Consider the following 18,568-nt stretch of genomic DNA (forward strand, 5'->3'; position numbering starts at 1 on the left):
GGGGGGGGCGGGGGGGGGGGGGGTGGGGGGGGGGGGGGGGGGGGGGGGGGGGGGGGGGGGGGGGGGGGCCGGCGGCCCCCCGCGGGGGGCCCCCCCCCCCCGGCCCGTCTCCGTGCCCGTCCGGCGCACGCGCACCGCGCGGTCCCTGGGCCTGCCCGCGGCTCCCGGCGCGGGGACCACGGGCAGGACGCGGGACCGCGGTCAGCAGCGTGCCGGCTTCCGCCAGGAGCACTCGAGGGCGGCGTCCGGCTCGGCCGTACGTGTGCCGGGCGGCCGCGCGGTCGTGAACGTGCCCTTGGCGGTGTTCGAGGACGCCAGCGTCACGACGATCGCGTCCTCGATGCTCTTGACCGATGACGCCAGGTAGTTGTTGAGGACGACGCTGAACACCAGCTCCCGGCCACCCGCGTCGGTGACGTAGCCCGACAGTGCCGAGGCGCCGGTGAGCGAGCCCGTCTTGGCGCGGGCGTTGAGCGCCGCGGGGGTCGAGCACATCCGGGAGCGCAGCGTGCCGCCGACCGCCCGGTCAGGGGCGCAGGCGACCGGCAGGGACGTCTTCCAGTCCGCGTACCAGGGTGCGTCGCGCACGGAGAGCAGCAGGGCGGCCAGCTCCTCGGCCGGGACGAGGTTCATCCGGGACAGGCCGGAGCCGTCGGCCTGGCGCAGGGAGCCGGTCCGTACGCCTTCTTTCGCCAGATACCCGCTGATCGCCGCCAGGCCCGCGTCCCAGGTGCCGCGGCCGGAGGCCCGGTGGCCGATCGTCTTCGTCAGGGCCTCGGCATGCATGTTGTTCGACAGCTTCATGAAGGGGTGCATCAGCTCCTTGAGCGGCATGGAGCGGTGCGAGGCGAGTGTGCGGGCACCGGGCGGGGTGGCGCGTCCCAGACGCGGGCTGCCCGTCACCCGTACGCCATGGTCGGCGAGGGCGTCCGCGAAGACGGCGGCGGCGTAGCCGGTGGGCTCCCAGACGGTGATCCATTCCTTGGTGGCCTCAGCGCCGAGGGGGATGTCACCGCTGACGGTGATCGTGTTGGTGCCGTGGCGGCGTTCGACGGTGAGCGTGTCGGGGTGGCCCGCTTCCACGGTCGAGGCGCGGATGTCGAGGCGCACGTAGTCGTTGGACGGGGTCAGCTTCACCTGCGGCCGGTCGCCGGGCCGGTTCCCCGGCACGGCCTCGACGACGACCGTGCCGGCGTCGTAGTCGGTGTCGGGCGCGAGGGTGAGCGCGGAGATCTGCGCCGAGTAGTACGAGGACTCGTCGTCGGCCGCCCAGGAGCGGCCGAGGCGCTGGTCGTCGAAGCGGGTGTCGTCGGCGACGAGTCGGCCGGTGACGCCGTCGATTCCGCTCGCGGCGAGGTCGGCGGCGAGCCGGTCGTAGTCCGTCGCGAGCATCGTGGGGTCGCCGCTGCCGCGCAGGTACAGATCGCCGTGCAGGGTGGAGCCGCGGACGATGCCCGTGGCCAGGACGTCGGTGGTGTAGCGGTGGTCGGGGCCGAGGAGGGCCATGGCGGCGACGGACGTGGGGAGCTTGGTGTTGGAGGCGGGCATGAGGCGGTCGGCCGCGTCGTGCCGGTAGAGGCGCTCCCGGGTGGTGGCGTCGGCGATGACGACACTCGCGGCGCCGCCGTCGAGGCGGGCGTCGGAGAGGATCGCGTCGATCGCGTTCCTCAGGCCGGTGTCCGAGGGGCCGGCGTCGGCGGGGGAGCTGAGGGTGAGGGTGCAGGCGAGTCCGGCGACGGCGGTCCAGATCCAGCCGCGGCGGTGGCCGCGGCGGCGGTGCACGGGATTCACGGGTCTGCTCATGCCACGGGAGGATCCCGCAGGCGCACTCGCTCCGGAAGGACGCCTTACGCCGTGTCGTGTGGCCCCGGTCACCGTTGAATGCCGCATTCCGGGCGCCTCTCGCAGCTCCCGGCAGCCCCCGTTGTCGTGGCCTGGGTCACGATCCAAGCCCCTTCGGCGGGCCTCGTTCGTGACAAGGCGCACAGGACGAATCGGACCTACTAGATCTAATAGTGCCGTGTCGGGACCATGCGAGGGGGTTTCGGCCCCTTGCGTGGCGGGGCCTGCGGCCCAGTGGTGGACCTGGGCGCCGCAGGCGCGGTGGGTAACGGCCCGACAGGGCCAGGACATGGGCTTAAACCTGACGCGATCCGTATATGTCGACCTTGTTCCGGGAGTCCCTCGGCTGTGTCCGGACGGTGTCAAGAGTCTGATTCCCGGAGCTGGGACTACGACCTGATGTCGTAGATGGGGCATTTGAGGCGACTTGGGGGGCCGGGTTACCAATGTGGAGCCAGCCCGGCGAGCACGCCGGGTCCTTTCATGCCCGGAGGTTCTCCCGTATGTCGAAGCGCACCATGATCCACCGTCTCCGCCCGTCCGTGCTCCGTACCCGTGGGGCCGTCGTGGCCGCCGGAATGGGTGCCGTGATGGTCGTCGGAGCCGGTGCGGGTGTCGCCTCCGCCGATGCGGGCAAGGCCGGCAAGCCGGCCGTCGTTGACGCCGCTTCCGCGGTCGCCGCCCAGGCCGACGCCCAGGCGAAGGCCGCCGCGCAGGCCAAGGCGGCGAAGGCGAAGGCCCAGCAGGCCGCTGCCAAGCAGGCTGCCGCCAAGCAGGCCGCCGCCAAGAAGGCCGCGGCGACGAAGGCTGCGGCGAAGAAGGCCGCCAAGAAGCCGGCCGCGTGGGTCAAGCCCGTCAACAAGTACACGCTGACCGCCAGCTTCGCCCAGGGCGGCGCCATGTGGTCCGCCAAGCACTCCGGCCAGGACTTCGCCGTCCCGACCGGCACCCCGGTCAAGGCCGCAGGCGCCGGTACGGTCGTCAAGGCCGGCCCGAACGGTGGCGGCGACGGCCCCGCGTACGGCAACGCCATCGTGGTCAAGCACGCCAACGGCAAGTTCTCGCAGTACGCCCACCTCTCGACGATCAACGTCTCCGTCGGTTCGACGGTGAAGGCCGGCCAGACGATCGCGAAGTCCGGCAACACCGGCAACTCCTCCGGCCCCCACCTGCACTTCGAGATCCGTACGACCCCGAACTACGGCTCGGCGCTCAACCCGGTGGCCTTCCTGCGCACCGTCGGCGTCACCATCTGACACATCCCAGGAGTGGATCAGCCCCTGGCGCGGTGTGCCTGGGCGATCAGATCGAGGGCGACCTCGAGGACGGCATCACGCTTGTCCTCCGGGTCGCCCTCGACGTCGTTGAGGGCGTAGATCGCAGCGTGCAGGGTGAACAGTGCCGAGACGCAGCGGACCTGGTCGGTCAGTTCCGCGTCGGGCTCCCGGAAGAGCGCGAGCATGGAGATCATGCGGTCCTTGAACGACTCACCGATGCTGAGCTCGCGCATGGTCGCCTGGTTCTCCTGCATGAACCGGAACAGCGGCGCCGCGGCGGTCAGCGCGTCGTTGTAGCGCCGCAGCACCTCTTTCTTCGTCTCCAGCGTGCGCGGCTGGCCCTGCGCCCATTCGATCAGCTCGTCCATGGGCCGCGTCAGGTCCTGGAAGAGACTGACCACGATGTCTTCCTTGGTTTTGAAGTGGTAGTACAGCGCGGCCTTGGTGACGTCGAGGGCCTCGGCGATCTCGCGCAGCGAGGTCTTCTCGTACCCCTGCTCGGCGAACAGCTCCAGAGCCACGTCCTGGATGCGCTGCCGTGTGTTGCCCCGGCGCGGCTGCCGTGTGGTGCCCATGCTGCTGTCTCCGCTCCCGAAAAACTTACTTGACGCCCGGCTAGTCAGGGATCTACCGTCCCCATTGTAGTAACTTGCCGGGCGGCAAGTAAGTGACTGGGGAGCGGGGACAATGGCGGACACAGCGAAACAGGCGACGGCTTCGTCGGCCGCGGCGGGGAAGAAGGGCGTACGGCCGGAGCGGAGCGTGCGCGTGGTGATGCTCGCGCTCATGATCGCGATGCTGCTGGCGATGCTCGACAACATGATCGTGGGTACCGCGATGCCCACCATCGTCGGCGAGCTCGGCGGGCTGGAGCACTTGTCGTGGGTGGTCACCTCCTACACGCTGGCGACCGCGGCCTCCACCCCGATCTGGGGCAAGCTCGGCGACCTGTACGGCCGCAAGGGCGTCTTCCTCGCCTCGATCGTGATCTTCCTGATCGGTTCCGTGCTCAGCGGCATGGCCCAGGACATGGGGCAGCTGATCGGCTTCCGCGCGGTGCAGGGACTTGGTGCCGGTGGTCTGATGGTCGGCGTGATGGCGATCATCGGCGACCTCGTGCCGCCCCGTGAGCGCGGCCGGTACCAGGGAATGATGGCCGCCGTCATGGCCATCGCCATGATCGGCGGACCGCTGCTCGGCGGCACGATCACCGACCACCTCGGCTGGCGCTGGAGCTTCTACATCAACGTGCCGCTCGGTGCGGTCGCCCTCGCCATGGTCACCGCGGTCCTCCACCTGCCGAAGAAGCCGCGCAGCACGGCCCGCGTCGACTACCTGGGCGCCGCGCTGCTCACCGTCGGTATCACCGCGATCGTGCTGGTCACCACCTGGGGCGGTACGGAGTACGCCTGGGACTCTGCCGTGATCATGGAGCTGGCGGCCATCGGCGCGGCCTCGCTCGTGGGCTTCCTCTTCGTCGAGGCCCGGGCCGCCGAGCCGATCATGCCACTGCACATCTTTCGCAGCCGCAACTTCGCGCTGATGTCCGTCATCGGCTTCTTCACCGGTTTCGTGATGTTCGGCGCCGTGCTCTTCCTCCCGCTGTTCCAGCAGTCGGTCCAGGGCGCGTCGGCCACCAACTCCGGGCTGCTCCTCCTGCCGCTGCTGCTCTCCATGCTCGCCGTCTCGATGGTCGCGGGCCGGGTCACGACCAACACCGGCAAATACCGCCTCTTCCCCATCGTCGGCGGTGCCCTGATGGTCGCCGGCCTGTTCCTGCTGGCCACCATGGACACCGGCACCTCGCGGCTGACCTCCGGGCTCTACATGGCCGTCCTCGGCGCCGGCATGGGCTTCCTGATGCAGATCACCATGCTGGTCGCGCAGAACAGCGTCGAGATGAAGGACATGGGCGTCGCCTCCTCCGCGTCGACGCTCTTCCGCACGCTGGGCAGTTCCTTCGGCGTCGCCATCATGGGTGCTCTGTTCACCGCCCGGGTGCAGGACGAGATGGCCGCGCGGGGCGGTGCGCGGGCGACCGCGGCCTCCGCACAGCTGGATGCGGCAAGCCTCGCGAAGCTGCCGGACCCGGTCCGGGAGGCGTACGAGTTCGCGGTCGCGTCCGGTACGCACGCCGCCTTCCTCGTCGGCGGGGCCGTCGCGGTCGTCGGACTGGTGGCCGCCTTCTTCGTCAAGGAGGTGCCTCTGCGGGGTGCCGGCCCGGCAGAGGGCCCCGAAGCCACCGGGCGGCAGGACGAGGCCACCGGGCGGCAGGACGTGGCCGGCGCGGAGGACAGGCTCGCCGAGCGCGTCTGAGCGGAGAGGCCGAGCGTGAGACGGACGACGACGGCCGACGAGCCCGGCCGCCGAAGCGGCCGGGCTCGTCGTCTTCGTCGTGTGCCGCCCGTCATCCGTGGCTCCGGCGACCGCGTCGTGACCGACGTACGCCACGCCTGGGCGACGCCCCGGCCTCAGGTGTCCAACGGCAGCATCGGGAAGCTTCCCGTGTTCGTCGGCGCGTGCTCCGGCAGCCAGAGCACCGCGATCGCCCCGCCCGACGCCCCCAGCGGCGTCGAGCCCTCCGGAGCCGCGTTGCGGAAGGTCAGGCGGGCCCCCAGCACCCGCGCCTGCCCCGCCGCGATGGTGAGACCCAGGCCGTGGCCCGTGCCGGCCCGGTCGCTCGCCCCCGTACGGAACCGGCTCGGCCCCTCGCGCAGCAGTGCCTCCGGGAACCCGGGCCCGTGGTCCCGTACGCGCACCACACGGCCCTCGACGGTCACCTCGATCGGGTCCTTGCCGTACTTCACCGCGTTGGTCAGCAGATTGCCCAGGATCCGCTCGAGGCGCCGTGGATCGGTGCTGACCCAGGACTCGTGGACGACACGGATGTCCGCCTCCGGGTGCAGTGCGGCGACGCGACGTCCGACGAACTCGCCGAGCTGGATCTCCTGCAGCTCCGCCCGCTCCGACGCGCTGTCGAGCCGTGCGACCTCCAGCACGTCCTCCACCAGCGTGCGCATCGCCTGGGCCCGGTCCCGCACCAGCTCGGTGGGACGTCCGGGCGGCAGCAGCTCGGCCGCGGTCAGCAGACCGGTCACGGGCGTGCGCAGTTCGTGCGCGATGTCCGCGGTGACCCGGCGTTCCGCCTCGATACGGGACTGCAGCGCATCGGTCAGCGCGTCCACGGCCCGGGCCAGTTCGTCCGTCTCGTCGCGTATGACCCCGCCGATGGCGTCCCTGACCCGTACGTCTGTGTTGCCCTGCGCCACGTTGCCCGCGGCCGCCGCCGCCTTGCGCAGCCGGCGCGAGAGCTGGCCGCCGATGAGCACGCCGAGCGCGGAGCCGCAGAGCACGACGGACACCGAGCCGATGATCAGCGCCCGGTCGAGATCCTTCATCACGGTGGCGCTGCGCCCGGCGAACTCGGTGCGCAGGGAGAGCACTTCGCCGTTCGCGAGCGGCACCGCGGCCCAGATCTCGGGCGTCTCGCCGCGGTCGTCGACGTAGGAGCCGCGCCGGTTCTCCCGCATCAGCCTCTTGAGCTCATCGGGGAGAGCCGGGTCATTGATCTTGCTGTTGAAGCGGGGGTCGCGGTTCTTGGCGGTCTCGTACCAGCGCTGGGCGAGCAGGATGCGGTCCATCTGCACGGCACGGGCGTTGTCGAGCATGGACACGCGTGCCGCGTTGTGCACGACCAGGCTCAGCGCCATGGCGATGAGCGCACCGACGCCGGCGATGGCGATGCTGATCTTCCACCGGACGCCGGTGCGCAAAGAGCCGGTGCGCAGACCGCGGATGCGCAGGGCGGGGCGTCTCATACGGCGGTGTCCTGTCCCGAGCTCATACGGCCTGCGTCACGCCTTCAGCTTGTAACCGAAGCCGCGGACCGTCTCGATGCGGTCCTGTCCGATCTTCGTCCGCAGCCGCTGGACATGGACGTCGACGACGCGGGTGTCGCCTCCCCAGCCGTAGTCCCAGACACGCTCCAGCAGTTTGTCGCGCGAGAGCACGGTGCCGGGCGTCGAGGAGAACTCCAGCAGCAGCCGCATCTCCGTGGGCGTCAGGCCGACCGGCTTGCCGCCCCTGCGGACCTCCATGCCCTCGGTGTCGATCTCCAGGTCACCGAAGACCAGGACGCCGCCCTGGTCCCGCTGCCGGGTGGCGGCCGGATCGCCCGTGCCGCCGCTCGCATGCCCGAAGCGGCGCAGCACCGCGCGGATGCGGGCCACGAGCACCGCGCCGTCGAAGGGCTTGGTCACATAGTCGTCGGCGCCGGCCTCCAGACCGAGCACCACGTCGATCGCGTCCGCGCGCGCCGAGAGCATGATCACGGGCACGGTCGACTCGTCGCGGATGCGGCGGCACAGGCTCACGCCGTCCAGGCCGGGGACCATCACGTCGAGCAGCGCGATGTCCGGCCGGTTCGTCCGGAACGCCTCCAGGCCCTTCAGCCCGTCGGGCACGGCCGTAACCGTGAAGCCGACGCGCTCCAGCGCGAGTTGGGTGGCTTCGCGGATGACATCGTCGTCTTCGACGAACAGGACATGGGTATCGGCCATCCGTCAGCTCTCAGCTCTCAGCTCTCGTTCGGGATCGTTTCTCGGGTGGGTCAGTTGCCGGGGGCGGGCGGGTCCGAGGCGACGACCTCCCCCTCGCCGACCGACCTGCTGTATTCGTTGCGCACCCAGAACTGCTGCGTGAACTTCCCGGCGGTCCAACGGTAGGTGGTGACCTCCTCGCCGGACGGCTCGGCCACCGGATCGCCCTTGGCGTACACCTGCTTGGTCACCACCAGGTCGCCCCGGTCGATCGCCGAGTACACCGCGGGCTCTTCGACGGCGAAGACATTCTCGTACGTGTCGCCGTTCTCCCGGTACACATAGGTGCCGAGGCCGACGGCATCGGCGCAGGTCATCACGTTCACCACGACGTCGGGGGCCGAACTGCCGGTGAGGATCCCGTACGAGGTGTCCACGGGGTACGAGTCCTTGGCGCACGACCGCAGGTCCGCCTTGACCCGGGCGCTGACCTTCGGGTCGTTCTTGAGCAGTTCCACCGCGTCGACGGCCCTCGTGAACTGACCGGCGCTCCCGGACGGCGCCGGGGACGGCGTGGCCTTCGCCGCGTGGTCCGACGGGGCCGCCCCTTCGTCCTGCAGACCCGAACCGCCGGTGGAACAGGCCGCGGCGAACAGGGCGAAGGCGACCAGCCCGGCCGTCGCCGTACTGCCCGCCACCCGTGTCCCGCTGCCGCTTGTGCCTGTCAGGCCGCGCACCGCTCCCGCTCCCGTTCGCCCTGCTGATGGGTATGCCGCGACTCGTCGCGCTCCAGGGCGCGGGTGTCCAGGTCCCGCGACTGAAGCTCCTGGCGGAGCTTCGCGAGCGCCCGGTGCAGCGTGCTCTTCACCGTACCCGCCGACATGCCCAGCGCGGCGGCGGTCTCCTCGGTGCTCATCTGCTCCCAGTGGCGCAGCACGACCACGCTGCGCTGCTTGGGGGCCAGCACCTTGAGGACGTCCATCAGCAGGGCACGGTCGGCACGCTGATCGCTGCCGTCGTCGACGCTCGCGTCGGGGAGCTGCTCGGTGGGGACCTCTTCGAGCTTCCGGGCGCGCCACCACTCCGTGCGCGTATTGATCATCACGCGGCGAAGGTACGCGTCCGCGAGCGACTTGTCCGCGATTCCGTCCCACCGGCCGTAGGTGCGCACCAGCGCGGTCTGCAGCAGGTCCTGTGCGTCGACCGGGTCGGGGACGAGACGCCGGGCGCTGCGCAGCAGCGCCTCCTGCCGGGTGCGTACGTACTCCTCGAAGTCGAGCACCTCGCCATGCGCCATCACAACCGCCTCCCCGTGAAACCCCGTGTGTCCTTGCGTGACAGAAGCTACGGACGGGTTGTCACGGCGCTGTGCGGAGCAGCCGTCGGACGGCACACGGCCGTCCATCGGTTGTGTAACAGCGGATGTTTGAGGTGCGGTGGTGGTGGGGTAAACCGTTAGGTTCAGCCGACAGGCAGCCGGTACAGGCCGCCGTCCAGGGGCTCCACGAGACCGTCGGCGACCAGTCCGTCCAGCGCCCGTGCGCGCTGCACCGGTTCGTGCCAGACCTTGTCGAGCGCCGACTGCGGCACCGGCGTCACCGCCTCGCGCAGCACCGCCAGCAGCCGGCCGCGCACCTGGCGGTCGGTCCCGGCGTACGTCTGTCCGCGGCGCGCGGGGCCCTCGTGCGCGGGCTTCCCCGCCAGCCGCCAGGCGCACTGCGCGGCGATCGGGCAGCGGCCGCAGTCCTCGTTCCTGGCCGTGCACAGCAGAGCGCCCAGCTCCATGGACGCCGCCGCCCAGCGGGCCGCGGTGTGGTCCTCGTCGGGGAGCAGCGCCCGGGCGAGGCGGCGCTCGGCGGCGGTGGTCGCGTTCGGCGGGTATTGGATGCCGGTCGCGGCGCGGGCGAGGACCCGCCGCACATTGGTGTCGAGCACGGCGTGCCGCTGCCCGTACGCGAAGGAGGCCACGGCCGCCGCCGTGTACTCGCCGATGCCCGGCAGGGCGAGCAACTGCGCGTGGTCGCGCGGCACCTCGCCGCCGTGCCGCTCCGCTATGGCCTGGGCCGCGCCGTGCAGACGCAGCGCACGCCGCGGATAGCCGAGCCGCCCCCAGGCGCGGACGGCCTCGCCGGGGGCCTCTGCCGCGAGGTCGGCGGGGCGCGGCCAGCGCGCCAGCCACTGCTCGTACACGGGGAGCACCCGGGAGACCGGGGTCTGCTGAAGCATGAACTCGCTGACCATCACGCCCCAGGCACCGGCCTCCGGGCGGCGCCAGGGGAGATCACGGGCGTGCTGGTCGAACCAGGCGATGACGGGGACGTGGAGGGCTCGGGGGTCGAGGGCGTCGGGCGTCTGGGAAGCGTCAATGACAGTCATGGCACTGACGATCCTGGCACGCCCGGCCCGTCGGGTGCCGCAGGCACCGGCCCCCGGGCGGGGCCCAGGGGCGCGCCGAGGCGGTGCGGGCCTCGCCGGGGCGGGCACGGCAGGTGCGCCCTGGGCGTTGGGGGGTGCGCCGCCGGGTGCGGGCCTCGGCCGGGAGTCATCGGCGATCCATCACCGGGCCCGGGCGGGTCGTGCGCCGCCGGGGGTGTTGCCCGCGGCAGGCCCGCGCCTCGCGGGCGCACTGGCCCCCGTCCCCCGGGCGCATCGGCGGTGTGCCGCGTTGGGGCGTGACGCGTCCCGGCCGGGCGCGGTGTGCCGCGCTGGGGCGTGACGCCTCCCGGCCGGGGAATCACCGGCGGGCCGCTCCGGGCGTCGCCGGGGTGTCGCCTGCGGCAGGCTCGCCCCGCCGGGGCATGGCAGGTGCCCTGCCCCGCAGATGTCACCGCGGTGTGAGCGCCCTGCGGAGCCTCGCAAGCGCCCCCTCGGACGAGCCCCGCCGGGGGCCGCCGGCGGTCCACCTCCGACATCACGGGTCGCCGCCACGCGCGGCACCGCCTGCGGGCAGGCCTCGCTCGCGGGGCAGGAACCCCTGGGCGTACGTCGGCCCGCTGGGGGTGGAGTGGGGCTCCATCTCCGGGTGTGGTGTCCCTGGCGAGACCCATTCGGCGCGCCGGCATCCCGCCGCCGGCGTGCGCTGCCGTGGGCGTATCACCTGCGGGCGGGCCTTGCGCGCGTGGCGAGCGGCCGCGTGGGCCGTCGGGGTCAGCCGCGGTCCGTTGGGGCGTCACCGGCAGCGCGCTGCCGGTGCGGGCCCTGGCCCGCTGCTGGGAATCACCGGCGGGCCGCTCCGGCCGCCGCCGGGGGTGTCGCCTGCGGCAGGCCTCGCCCGGCGGACGAAGGAAGTACCCCCCCGCTGTGCGCGCTTCCGGGGCGGCAGCCGCCCGCCGTCGGCGAGCCCCGCCGGCCGGCGGGCGGCCCGCCCCGGGCACACCGGGGATGCGTCGTCACGTGCGGCACCGCCTGCGGGCGGGCCTCGCCCGCGGGGCGGGCAGCCCGTACACCGCCCCCGCTGGGCGTGACTACACCTCCGGGGTGTGGCAGCGTCCCCGCGGGTCCCCGTCCGGGCCACCGGCGGCACGCCCCCGGGGGACCGGCGTGCGCTGCCGCGGGCTGTCGCCCGGGGGTGGGCCTCGCCCGCGGGGCAAGCTGCCCGGCCTGCCCCGCCTGCCCCGGCGTCAGCCGTGGTCCGCCGACGCGCGCGGGGATGCCGGGCGAGCGGGCTCCTGGGCCGGGCCCGGGCCGGCGAGCCAGAGCGGGATGGTCGCACGGCTCGTGCGCATGGTGGCGAGCAGCGACCGGGCCGGGCGCAGCGCGGCCGCCGTGCAGGCGGCCGCGGCGAGCGCGCCCACCGACAGCCCGGTCAGTACGTCGTGCGGGTAGTGCACCCCGACGAAGACGCGTGAGAAGGCCATCAGCAGCGCCATCGGGACCGTCAGCGGGGCGATCCGCGGCCACGCGATCGCGAGCGTCATGGCCGCCGCACCGGCGATGGCCGCGTGGTTGCTCGGGAAGGACCAGTCGCCGGTCGGCGGACACGCTACGAGCGACACGGCCGCCTCCGTGACCGTGCGGCACGGACGCTCCTCGTCCACAAGGGACTTGAGGGATTCGCTGACCACATAGCCGACCGCGGTCGCGAGCGGCGCGAGGACCGCGAGGGCTATCCGGCCCGGGTCAGCCGTCCGTGACCGCCACCACGCGAGCAGGAACAGCACGCCGAACAGCAGCAGCCCTGCCTCCGTCCACAGTTCGGCGAGGTGCTGCACCCAGGCGGGCGTGGTGTGGGCGAAGTCGGTGATGTCGCGGTAGAGATCGCGCGTGATGCTGCTGTCCATGGTGACGGACCGTATCGTCCCAGGCGGGTCGGTCACTCGCTGCGATTGGCCGGAACCATCCCTGACGTAAGCAACGGACCCGTGGAACCGGGTCCGTGACGAGTCCGTGATGATGATCGGCAGAACTTCGTGCTCAGGGCGGCGGGTGGGGCGGGAGTTGGGCGCGATCTCTCGTAGAGTTCGCTTCGTGGGATCTCTGCGCAATCCGATCGGGCCGCTTCCCTCCTCCATCTACTGGCGACGGAGGGCGGTCGCGGCGTCAGTGGTCGCGCTGTTCGCGATGCTGATCGTGTGGGCCGTCACCTCCGGCGGGGGCGACGGCGGCAGCAACACGGCGGACGGCAAGGGCCAGTCCCCCGCACCCTCGATCACCCCCGGACCCGATCAGTCCGGCCCGGCGATCAGCCAACAGCCCGGCGGACGCGACGAGTCGGGCGACGGCGTGACCGGTTCCGGCGGTGCGGGCGGTTCCGGTGACGGCACCGCGCCCACGGGCGGTGCGGACGGCGCCACCGGCGGCGCGGGCACGGCCACGGGCGGCTCCGGAGCCACGAGCGGTGCGGCCGGCGGATCCCCCGGGCAGCAGGTCCCGGTCGGCTCGGCCCTCCCCAACTGCGCTCCGGGCGCATTGAAGTTGACGCTGAGCACCACCAAGGTGTCCTACCGGCCGGGCGAGAAGCCCTCGTTCAGACTCGTGGTCACCAACTCGTCGGGCACGACCTGCAAGGCGGACTTCGGCCCGAAGGCGGCGGTGTTCACCGTCACCGACAGCGAGGACGAGGACGTGTGGTCGTCGGCCCACTGCCCGCGTACGGCCCCGGCCCGGTTCCTGCGGATCCCCGGCAACGGGACGATCACGCACATCGTGGAGTGGGACAGGAGGCGCAGCGCGCCGCAGTGCCCGACGCCGTCGCCGGGCAGCGCCGTGCCGGGCACCTACCTGGTCGAGGCGTCGTTCCCGGGCGCGAAGGTGCTGCCCGCATCGTTCCGCCTGGAGAAGGACTGAACGATTTCGTGGATGTACGGGCGAGGGGCTTTGTGACCTGGTCATGAAGCCCCTCAGCTGTACCCGTCTCAGCCGCACCCTCTCGGCCGCACCCGCCTCAGCCGTACGCGTCTGGCCTTACGCCCCTCTAGCGACCTGAGTACGCGTCTCAGACGTACCGCTCCAGGATCGACGACTCCGCCAGCCGCGACAGGCCCTCCCGGACGCTGCGCGCCCGCGCCTCGCCGACACCGTCCACGGCCTGGAGGTCGTCCACGCTGGCGGCGAGCAGCTTCTGCAGACCGCCGAAGTGCTCCACCAGCCGTTCGATGATCGCGCCCGGCAGTCGCGGGACCTTCGCCAGCAGGCGGTAGCCGCGCGGCGAGACCGCGGAGTCCAGCGTCTCGGGCGAGCCGCTGTAGCCCAGCGCCCTGGCCACGACGGGCAGTTCGAGGAGCTCGGTGTGCGTGAGCGCGTCCAGCTCCGCCAGCGCCTCGTCCACGGTGCGCGAGCGCTTCGCCGTCGGCTCCGGCACGTAGTCCCGGACGACCAGCTCGCGCTCGGGCTCCACGCCCGCGATCAACTCGTCGAGCTGGAGGGAGAGGAGGCGGCCGTCGGTGCCCAGCTCCACCACGTACTCGGCGATCTCCGTGGCGATCCGTCGCACCATCTCCAGGCGCTGCGCCACCGCCGTGACGTCCCGGACGGTGACCAGGTCCTCGATCTCCAGCGCCGAGAGCGTGCCCGCGACCTCGTCGAGGCGGAGCTTGTAGCGCTCCAGGGTGGCGAGGGCCTGGTTCGCCCGCGAAAGGATCGCGGCGGACTCCTCCAGGACACGGCGCTCGCCGTCCACGTACAGCGCGATCAGCCGCATCGACTGGGACACGGACACGACCGGGAAGCCGCACTGGCGCGACACCCGGTCCGCGGTGCGGTGCCGAGTGCCGGTCTCCTCGGTCGGGATGGACGCGTCCGGGACCAGCTGGACGCCGGCCCGGTGGATCTTGGAGATGTCCTTGTCGAGGATGAGCGCGCCGTCCAGTTTGCACAGCTCACGCAGCCGGGTCGCGGTGAACTCCACGTCCATCACGAAGCCGCCGGTGCACATCGACTCGACCGTCTTGTCCATGCCGAGAACGATCAGACCACCGGTGTTCCCCCTGAGGATGCGCTCCAGTCCGTCGCGCAGGGCGGTGCCCGGGGCGACCGCGCTCAGGGCGGCGCGGATCAGCGCTTCGTTGCCCGTGCCTTGGCCGGACTTTCCGGGTGCTGCTGCCCCGTCCTTGGCTGCCACTGCACTCCTCCGGCTCGTACGGGTGGGCGAGACCAGGGCAAAGTCTACCGGCGAGCCTCGTCGCCCCGTGGGGCGTACGCCTCAGGCGCCGTCGGGAGCCTTCCGCCGGCCGCTCGGGAGCACCCGCAGAGCATCCCCCATGTCGGCGACCTCCGTAACCTTCATGCCCGCCGGGACCTTCCCCGGATCGGAGGGCACCAGCGCCTGGGTGAAGCCCAGCCGGTGCGCCTCGGCGAGCCGGCGCTGCACGCCCGTCACCCGTCTGACCTCCCCGGCGAGTCCCACCTCGCCGATCGCGACCAGGTTCTTCGGCAGCGGAGTGTCGCTGGCCGCCGACGCCAGTGCGAGCGCGATCGCGAGGTCCGCCGCAGGCTCCGAGAGCTTCACACCGCCGACCGTCGCGCTGTAGATGTCGCGCTTGCCGAGCGCGGAGATCCGGCCGCGCTGCTCCAGCACCGCGAGCATCATCGACACCCGAGAGGTCTCCAGGCCCGATGTGGTGCGCCGTGGGGAGGGGATCTGGGAGTCGACCGTCAGCGCCTGCACCTCGGCGACGAGGGGGCGGCGGCCCTCCAGGGTGACGGTGAGGCAGGTGCCGGGGACGGGCGCGTCGCGGCGGGTGAGGAACAGGCCCGAGGGGTCGGCGAGGCTGGTGATGCCCTCGTCGTGCAGCTCGAAGCAGCCGACCTCGTCCGTCGCCCCGTATCTGTTCTTCACGCCGCGGACCAGGCGGAGGCGGGCGTGCCGGTCGCCCTCGAAGTGCAGCACCACGTCGACCAGGTGCTCCAGCAGACGCGGGCCGGCGATGGCGCCGTCCTTCGTCACATGGCCCACCAGCAGCGTGGACATGCCGCGGTCCTTGGAAGCGCGGATCAGGGCGCCCGCGACCTCACGGACCTGGGCCATGCCGCCGGGCGCGCCGTCGATCTCGGGGGAGGCCACGGTCTGCACCGAGTCGAGGATCAGCAGCGACGGCTTGACCGCGTCCAGATGGCCGAGGACCGCGGACAGATCCGTCTCCGCCGCGAGGAACAGGTGGTCGTGCAGCGCGCCGATCCGGTCGGCGCGCAGGCGCACCTGGCTCGCGGACTCCTCGCCCGTCACGTACAACGTCCGGTGTTCGTCGCTCGCCGCCTTGGCGGCCACGTCGAGCAGCAGCGTCGACTTGCCGACGCCGGGCTCGCCCGCGAGCAGCACCACGGCCCCCGGCACCAGACCGCCGCCGAGGACCCGGTCGAGCTCGTCGACGCCCGTGGAGCGCGCGGTCGCCTGCCGGCCGTCCACCTGGCCGATGGGCACCGCGGCGGTGGAGACCCGGCCCGCGGCCGTGGTGCGGACGGCGGGCGCGCCGTACTCCTCCACCGTGCCCCACGCCTGGCACTCGGGGCAGCGGCCGAGCCACTTGGCCGTGGTCCAGCCGCATTCGGTGCAGCGGAAGGACGGCCGGTCCTTCGCGGATTTCGTACGGGCAGCCATGCGCAAACCGTAGCGGTGACCACTGACAGGCCGGACCGGCGGCCGCCCGCGGGAGGCGCGCTGCCCGGCACGCGGCGCGAACCGGTGGATACCCGGGGGCGCGGAACCTTTCCCACCTGTCCTCCCAGAGGGAACGGTTCACCCGTATGGGTTAAAAGTGTTCAAGCGGTGCGAACGAGGTCCGGTGCTGCCCCTACGGTCACCGAGTGACGAGCAGCAGGCTGGAAACCCCTACCCACACCACCGGCGCACACCGGGCGCATCATCGTGCGCCCCGTCCGTCCGCCGAGCGACTGCCCGCGCGCTACGAGCCGTACCTCGACGGCCTGTTCACCTACTGCCTCTCCGTGCTGTGCGACCACGACGCGGCGACGGCGGTCCTCGGTGACGTCCTCGCCATCGCCGAACGGCAGCACGGACGCTGCCCGTCCGGCGAGGCCGAGAAGAAGGCCTGGATGTACGCACTGGCGCGCTGGGCCTGTCTGCGCCGGCTGACCGAACAGCGCCGAAGGCGCCAGGGCGTCCACACCGGGCGGCCCGCCGCCGACGAGAGCCAGGCGTCCCCCCGTCTCGCCCCCGAGGCCGCCGAGCGCCGCCGCGCCGAACTGGCCCGGCTGGCCTGGCCCGAGGCCGCGGGAACCACCCCCGAGCAGCGCGAGGCCCTCGAACTGGCCGTGCGCCACGGCCTCGGCCCGGCCGCCGTCGCCTGCGTCCTCGGTCTCACAGAGGCCACCGCCCGCGAGCTGCTCGCCGCCGCGGCCTGCGAGGTGGAGCGGACCCGGGCCGCGCTCGCCGTCGTCGAGACCGGCACCTGTCCGGCCGTCGCCCGGCTCACCGGCGACAACCGCGTCCTGCTCTCCGCCGCGCTGCGCCGTGAGCTCGTCCGCCACGTCGACGACTGCCCGCGCTGCCGCCGTGCCGCCGAGCGTGCCGGCGCGCGGGGGCCCTGGCCCGGTTCGAGTGTCACCCCGGCCACGCTCCCGCTGGTCGAGGCGCCGCGCTCCGCCGCGTACGTGGCGATGCGGCACGTCCCGCGCACCCGTTCCGGCGGCCCGCGCTTCGGCCCCGGTGGCTTCCCGCTGGACCCCAAGGACCACACGGCCCGGCGGGGCCGGATGCGTGCCCGCGCGGTCACCGCCACCGTCGTGGCCACGGTTGTGGCCGCTCCGGTGTTGGCGCTGTGGGCGGCCTACCGCGGGGCGCCGCTGACGGGCGAGGGACATCGCGGCCCGGCCGTCAGCGCGGGCGACCCGGGCGGCCCGGGCGAGGGCGGCCCGTACGGCCACTACGAGAACGCGGGCAACGCGAGCGCCGAGCCGGACCCCCGGTTCACGGCCGACCACCACACGAGCGACGTCTCCGTCGCGGTGATCAGCACGGGCACTCCCGCGCCGCCCTCCGCACCCGGGCGAGGCCCGGGCAGGCTCACGGTCGAGGCGCGGCCCGCCGGGGAGACCACCTTGATCACGCTCACGGCGTCCGGCGGCTCCCCCGTCGACTGGTCGCTGTGGACGGACGCGCACTGGCTTCGTTCGATCCGCTCGTCCGGCACCCTGCACCCCGGCGAAACGATCACTCTCTCCATCACCGTCGACCCCTCGCGAGAGCCGTCCGGCCCCTGGCGGGCGCAGGTCGGCATCGATCCCGCCGGCGCGGTCCTGGCGATCCAGGGCCATGGGGCCACCAGCCCGCCGCCTTCCTCGGCCGACCCGGACCCGACCCCCACACCGCCGTCGAGCCCGCCGCCTACCAGTCCGCCGCCGTCCTCGCCGGGCCCGACTCCGCCGACCTCCGGTCCGCCGCCGTCCTCGGCGGATCCGTCGGACCCGCCCCCGTCACAGCCGGACCCGCCGTCCGAGCCGGCGACCCCGCCGCCCTCGCACTGACCGGCGGAAACGGTCCCTCCCGGCCCGAGCCGACCCTCCCGGCCCGAGCCGACCCGCCCGCTCGGCTGACTCACCCCTCCCGGACCGCCTGCCCGTCCGGCTCACCCGTCCGCCCGCCCACGCGGCCGAAACGGTCCTCCGCTCCCGGCCGGCCCCGGGCTCAGCGGGGCTTCGGGTCCGCAGGGTGCGGTGCCACCAGCGGCAGCGACGACGCCAGACGGGCCTCGCACAGCTCCACCAGCACGTCGTACGCAGCCTTGCCCATCAGCTCCGTCAACTCCGGGCGGTACGTCACGTACACCGGCTCACCCGCACCGTGCGCCGATGTCGCGGAGGTGCACCACCAGTGCAGGTCATGGCCGCCGGGGCCCCAGCCGCGGCGGTCGTACTCGCCGATCGACACCTGGAGCACCCGGCTGTCGTCGGGCCGGTCGATCCAGTCGTACGTCCGCCGGACCGGCAGCTGCCAGCACACGTCCGGCTTCGTCTCCAGCGGCTCCCGGCCCTCCCGCAGCGCCAGGATGTGCAGCGAGCAGCCCGCGCCGCCCGCGAAGCCCGGACGGTTCTGGAAGATGCAGGAGCCTTCCCAGCGGCGCGTCTGGCGTTCGCCGTCCTCGTCCTGCTCCACCCAGCCCGTTTCGGTGCCGACGTCGTGGAACTGCCACAGGTCCGGGGTCAGGCGCGCCACGTGCCCCGCCACGCGCTGCTCGTCCTCCTCGTCGGAGAAGTGCGCGCCCAGCGTGCAGCAGCCGTCGTCCGCGCGCCCCGCCTGGATCCCCTGGCAACCGCTGCCGAAGATGCAGCTCCAACGTGAGGTGAGCCACGTCAGATCGCACCGGAATACCTGTTCGGCGTCGGCCGGATCCGGGAACTCCACCCAGGCACGGGGAAAGTCCAGACCCTTCTCGTCGTGCTTGATCTTCTTCTCGGGTACGGCTTTGCCCGGCTTCGCCTTTTTCGTCTTTGGCACGGCTCCAGCGTATGCGCGCG

General features: G+C 72.8%; 15 protein-coding genes. 4 read left to right on the top strand and 11 right to left on the bottom strand.

From position 1 onward, the window contains the following. Positions 1–201: 201 nt before the first annotated feature. Positions 202–1,803, bottom strand: coding sequence for a D-alanyl-D-alanine carboxypeptidase/D-alanyl-D-alanine-endopeptidase (gene dacB, locus ACH5AF_RS30180; protein ID WP_398905997.1), 1,602 nt, complete (start codon positions 1,801–1,803; stop codon positions 202–204). Between the two features lie 542 nt (positions 1,804–2,345). On the opposite strand from dacB, the gene ACH5AF_RS30185 reads away from it, so the two are divergent. Next, positions 2,346–3,098: a M23 family metallopeptidase gene (locus tag ACH5AF_RS30185; protein WP_398905999.1), complete on the top strand. Its 753-nt coding sequence runs from the start codon at positions 2,346–2,348 to the stop codon at positions 3,096–3,098. A gap of 17 nt (positions 3,099–3,115) precedes the next feature. On the opposite strand, the gene ACH5AF_RS30190 is transcribed toward ACH5AF_RS30185, so the two are convergent. Then, positions 3,116–3,694 carry a TetR/AcrR family transcriptional regulator gene (locus ACH5AF_RS30190; protein WP_398906001.1) on the bottom strand — a complete coding sequence of 193 codons (579 nt, stop codon included), beginning with the start codon at positions 3,692–3,694 and terminating at the stop codon, positions 3,116–3,118. A 112-nt stretch (positions 3,695–3,806) separates the two neighbouring features. On the opposite strand from ACH5AF_RS30190, the gene ACH5AF_RS30195 reads away from it, so the two are divergent. Then, positions 3,807–5,435: an MDR family MFS transporter gene (locus ACH5AF_RS30195; RefSeq protein ID WP_398906003.1), complete on the top strand. Its 1,629-nt coding sequence runs from the start codon at positions 3,807–3,809 to the stop codon at positions 5,433–5,435. Positions 5,436–5,590: 155 nt separating this feature from the next. Here the strand turns inward: ACH5AF_RS30195 and cseC are convergent, their stop codons facing one another. The 6 genes from cseC to ACH5AF_RS30225 all read right to left on the bottom strand — a co-directional run bounded on the left by cseC (position 5,591) and on the right by ACH5AF_RS30225 (position 11,937). After that, a complete protein-coding gene (gene cseC, locus ACH5AF_RS30200) occupies positions 5,591–6,907 on the bottom strand; it encodes a two-component system sensor histidine kinase CseC (protein ID WP_398906058.1) in 1,317 nt (438 codons plus the stop codon). Positions 6,908–6,973: 66 nt separating this feature from the next. Further along, complete coding sequence (cseB, locus tag ACH5AF_RS30205) at positions 6,974–7,678, bottom strand: two-component system response regulator CseB (protein WP_398906006.1); 705 nt, start codon at positions 7,676–7,678, stop codon at positions 6,974–6,976. A gap of 50 nt (positions 7,679–7,728) precedes the next feature. Continuing rightward, complete coding sequence (locus ACH5AF_RS30210) at positions 7,729–8,394, bottom strand: hypothetical protein (RefSeq protein WP_398906008.1); 666 nt, start codon at positions 8,392–8,394, stop codon at positions 7,729–7,731. Then, on the bottom strand, positions 8,382–8,954 hold the full coding sequence (locus ACH5AF_RS30215) for a SigE family RNA polymerase sigma factor (RefSeq protein WP_398906010.1): 573 nt from the start codon (positions 8,952–8,954) through the stop codon (positions 8,382–8,384). The genes ACH5AF_RS30210 and ACH5AF_RS30215 overlap by 13 nt, the downstream gene beginning before the upstream one ends. A 164-nt stretch (positions 8,955–9,118) precedes the next feature. After that, entirely contained in the window at positions 9,119–10,033 is a 915-nt protein-coding gene (locus ACH5AF_RS30220) for an A/G-specific adenine glycosylase (protein ID WP_398906012.1), read from the bottom strand. A 1,244-nt stretch (positions 10,034–11,277) separates the two neighbouring features. Further along, positions 11,278–11,937 carry a phosphatase PAP2 family protein gene (locus tag ACH5AF_RS30225; protein WP_398906014.1) on the bottom strand — a complete coding sequence of 220 codons (660 nt, stop codon included), beginning with the start codon at positions 11,935–11,937 and terminating at the stop codon, positions 11,278–11,280. 187 nt (positions 11,938–12,124) lie between these two features. Here ACH5AF_RS30225 and ACH5AF_RS30230 point away from each other — a divergent pair, with 187 nt between their 5' ends. Next, complete coding sequence (locus ACH5AF_RS30230; RefSeq protein ID WP_398906017.1) at positions 12,125–12,943, top strand: hypothetical protein; 819 nt, start codon at positions 12,125–12,127, stop codon at positions 12,941–12,943. Positions 12,944–13,091: 148 nt separating this feature from the next. Here ACH5AF_RS30230 and disA read toward each other — a convergent pair whose 3' ends face one another. Both disA and radA read right to left on the bottom strand, forming a co-directional pair. Next, positions 13,092–14,216, bottom strand: a complete 1,125-nt coding sequence (disA, locus tag ACH5AF_RS30235; RefSeq protein ID WP_398906019.1) for a DNA integrity scanning diadenylate cyclase DisA — start codon at positions 14,214–14,216, stop codon at positions 13,092–13,094. A gap of 81 nt (positions 14,217–14,297) precedes the next feature. Further along, on the bottom strand, positions 14,298–15,692 hold the full coding sequence (gene radA / locus ACH5AF_RS30240) for a DNA repair protein RadA (protein WP_398906021.1): 1,395 nt from the start codon (positions 15,690–15,692) through the stop codon (positions 14,298–14,300). 206 nt (positions 15,693–15,898) lie between these two features. Here radA and ACH5AF_RS30245 point away from each other — a divergent pair, with 206 nt between their 5' ends. Beyond that, on the top strand, positions 15,899–17,578 hold the full coding sequence (locus tag ACH5AF_RS30245) for a hypothetical protein (RefSeq protein WP_398906022.1): 1,680 nt from the start codon (positions 15,899–15,901) through the stop codon (positions 17,576–17,578). 160 nt (positions 17,579–17,738) lie between these two features. Here the strand turns inward: ACH5AF_RS30245 and ACH5AF_RS30250 are convergent, their stop codons facing one another. Then, positions 17,739–18,548, bottom strand: a complete 810-nt coding sequence (locus tag ACH5AF_RS30250; protein ID WP_398906024.1) for a hypothetical protein — start codon at positions 18,546–18,548, stop codon at positions 17,739–17,741. Between the last annotated feature and the right edge of the window lie 20 nt (positions 18,549–18,568).

Source organism: Streptomyces sp. NPDC018833 (genome assembly GCF_044390825.1).
In the GTDB taxonomy this organism is placed as follows: Bacteria; Actinomycetota; Actinomycetes; order Streptomycetales; family Streptomycetaceae; genus Streptomyces.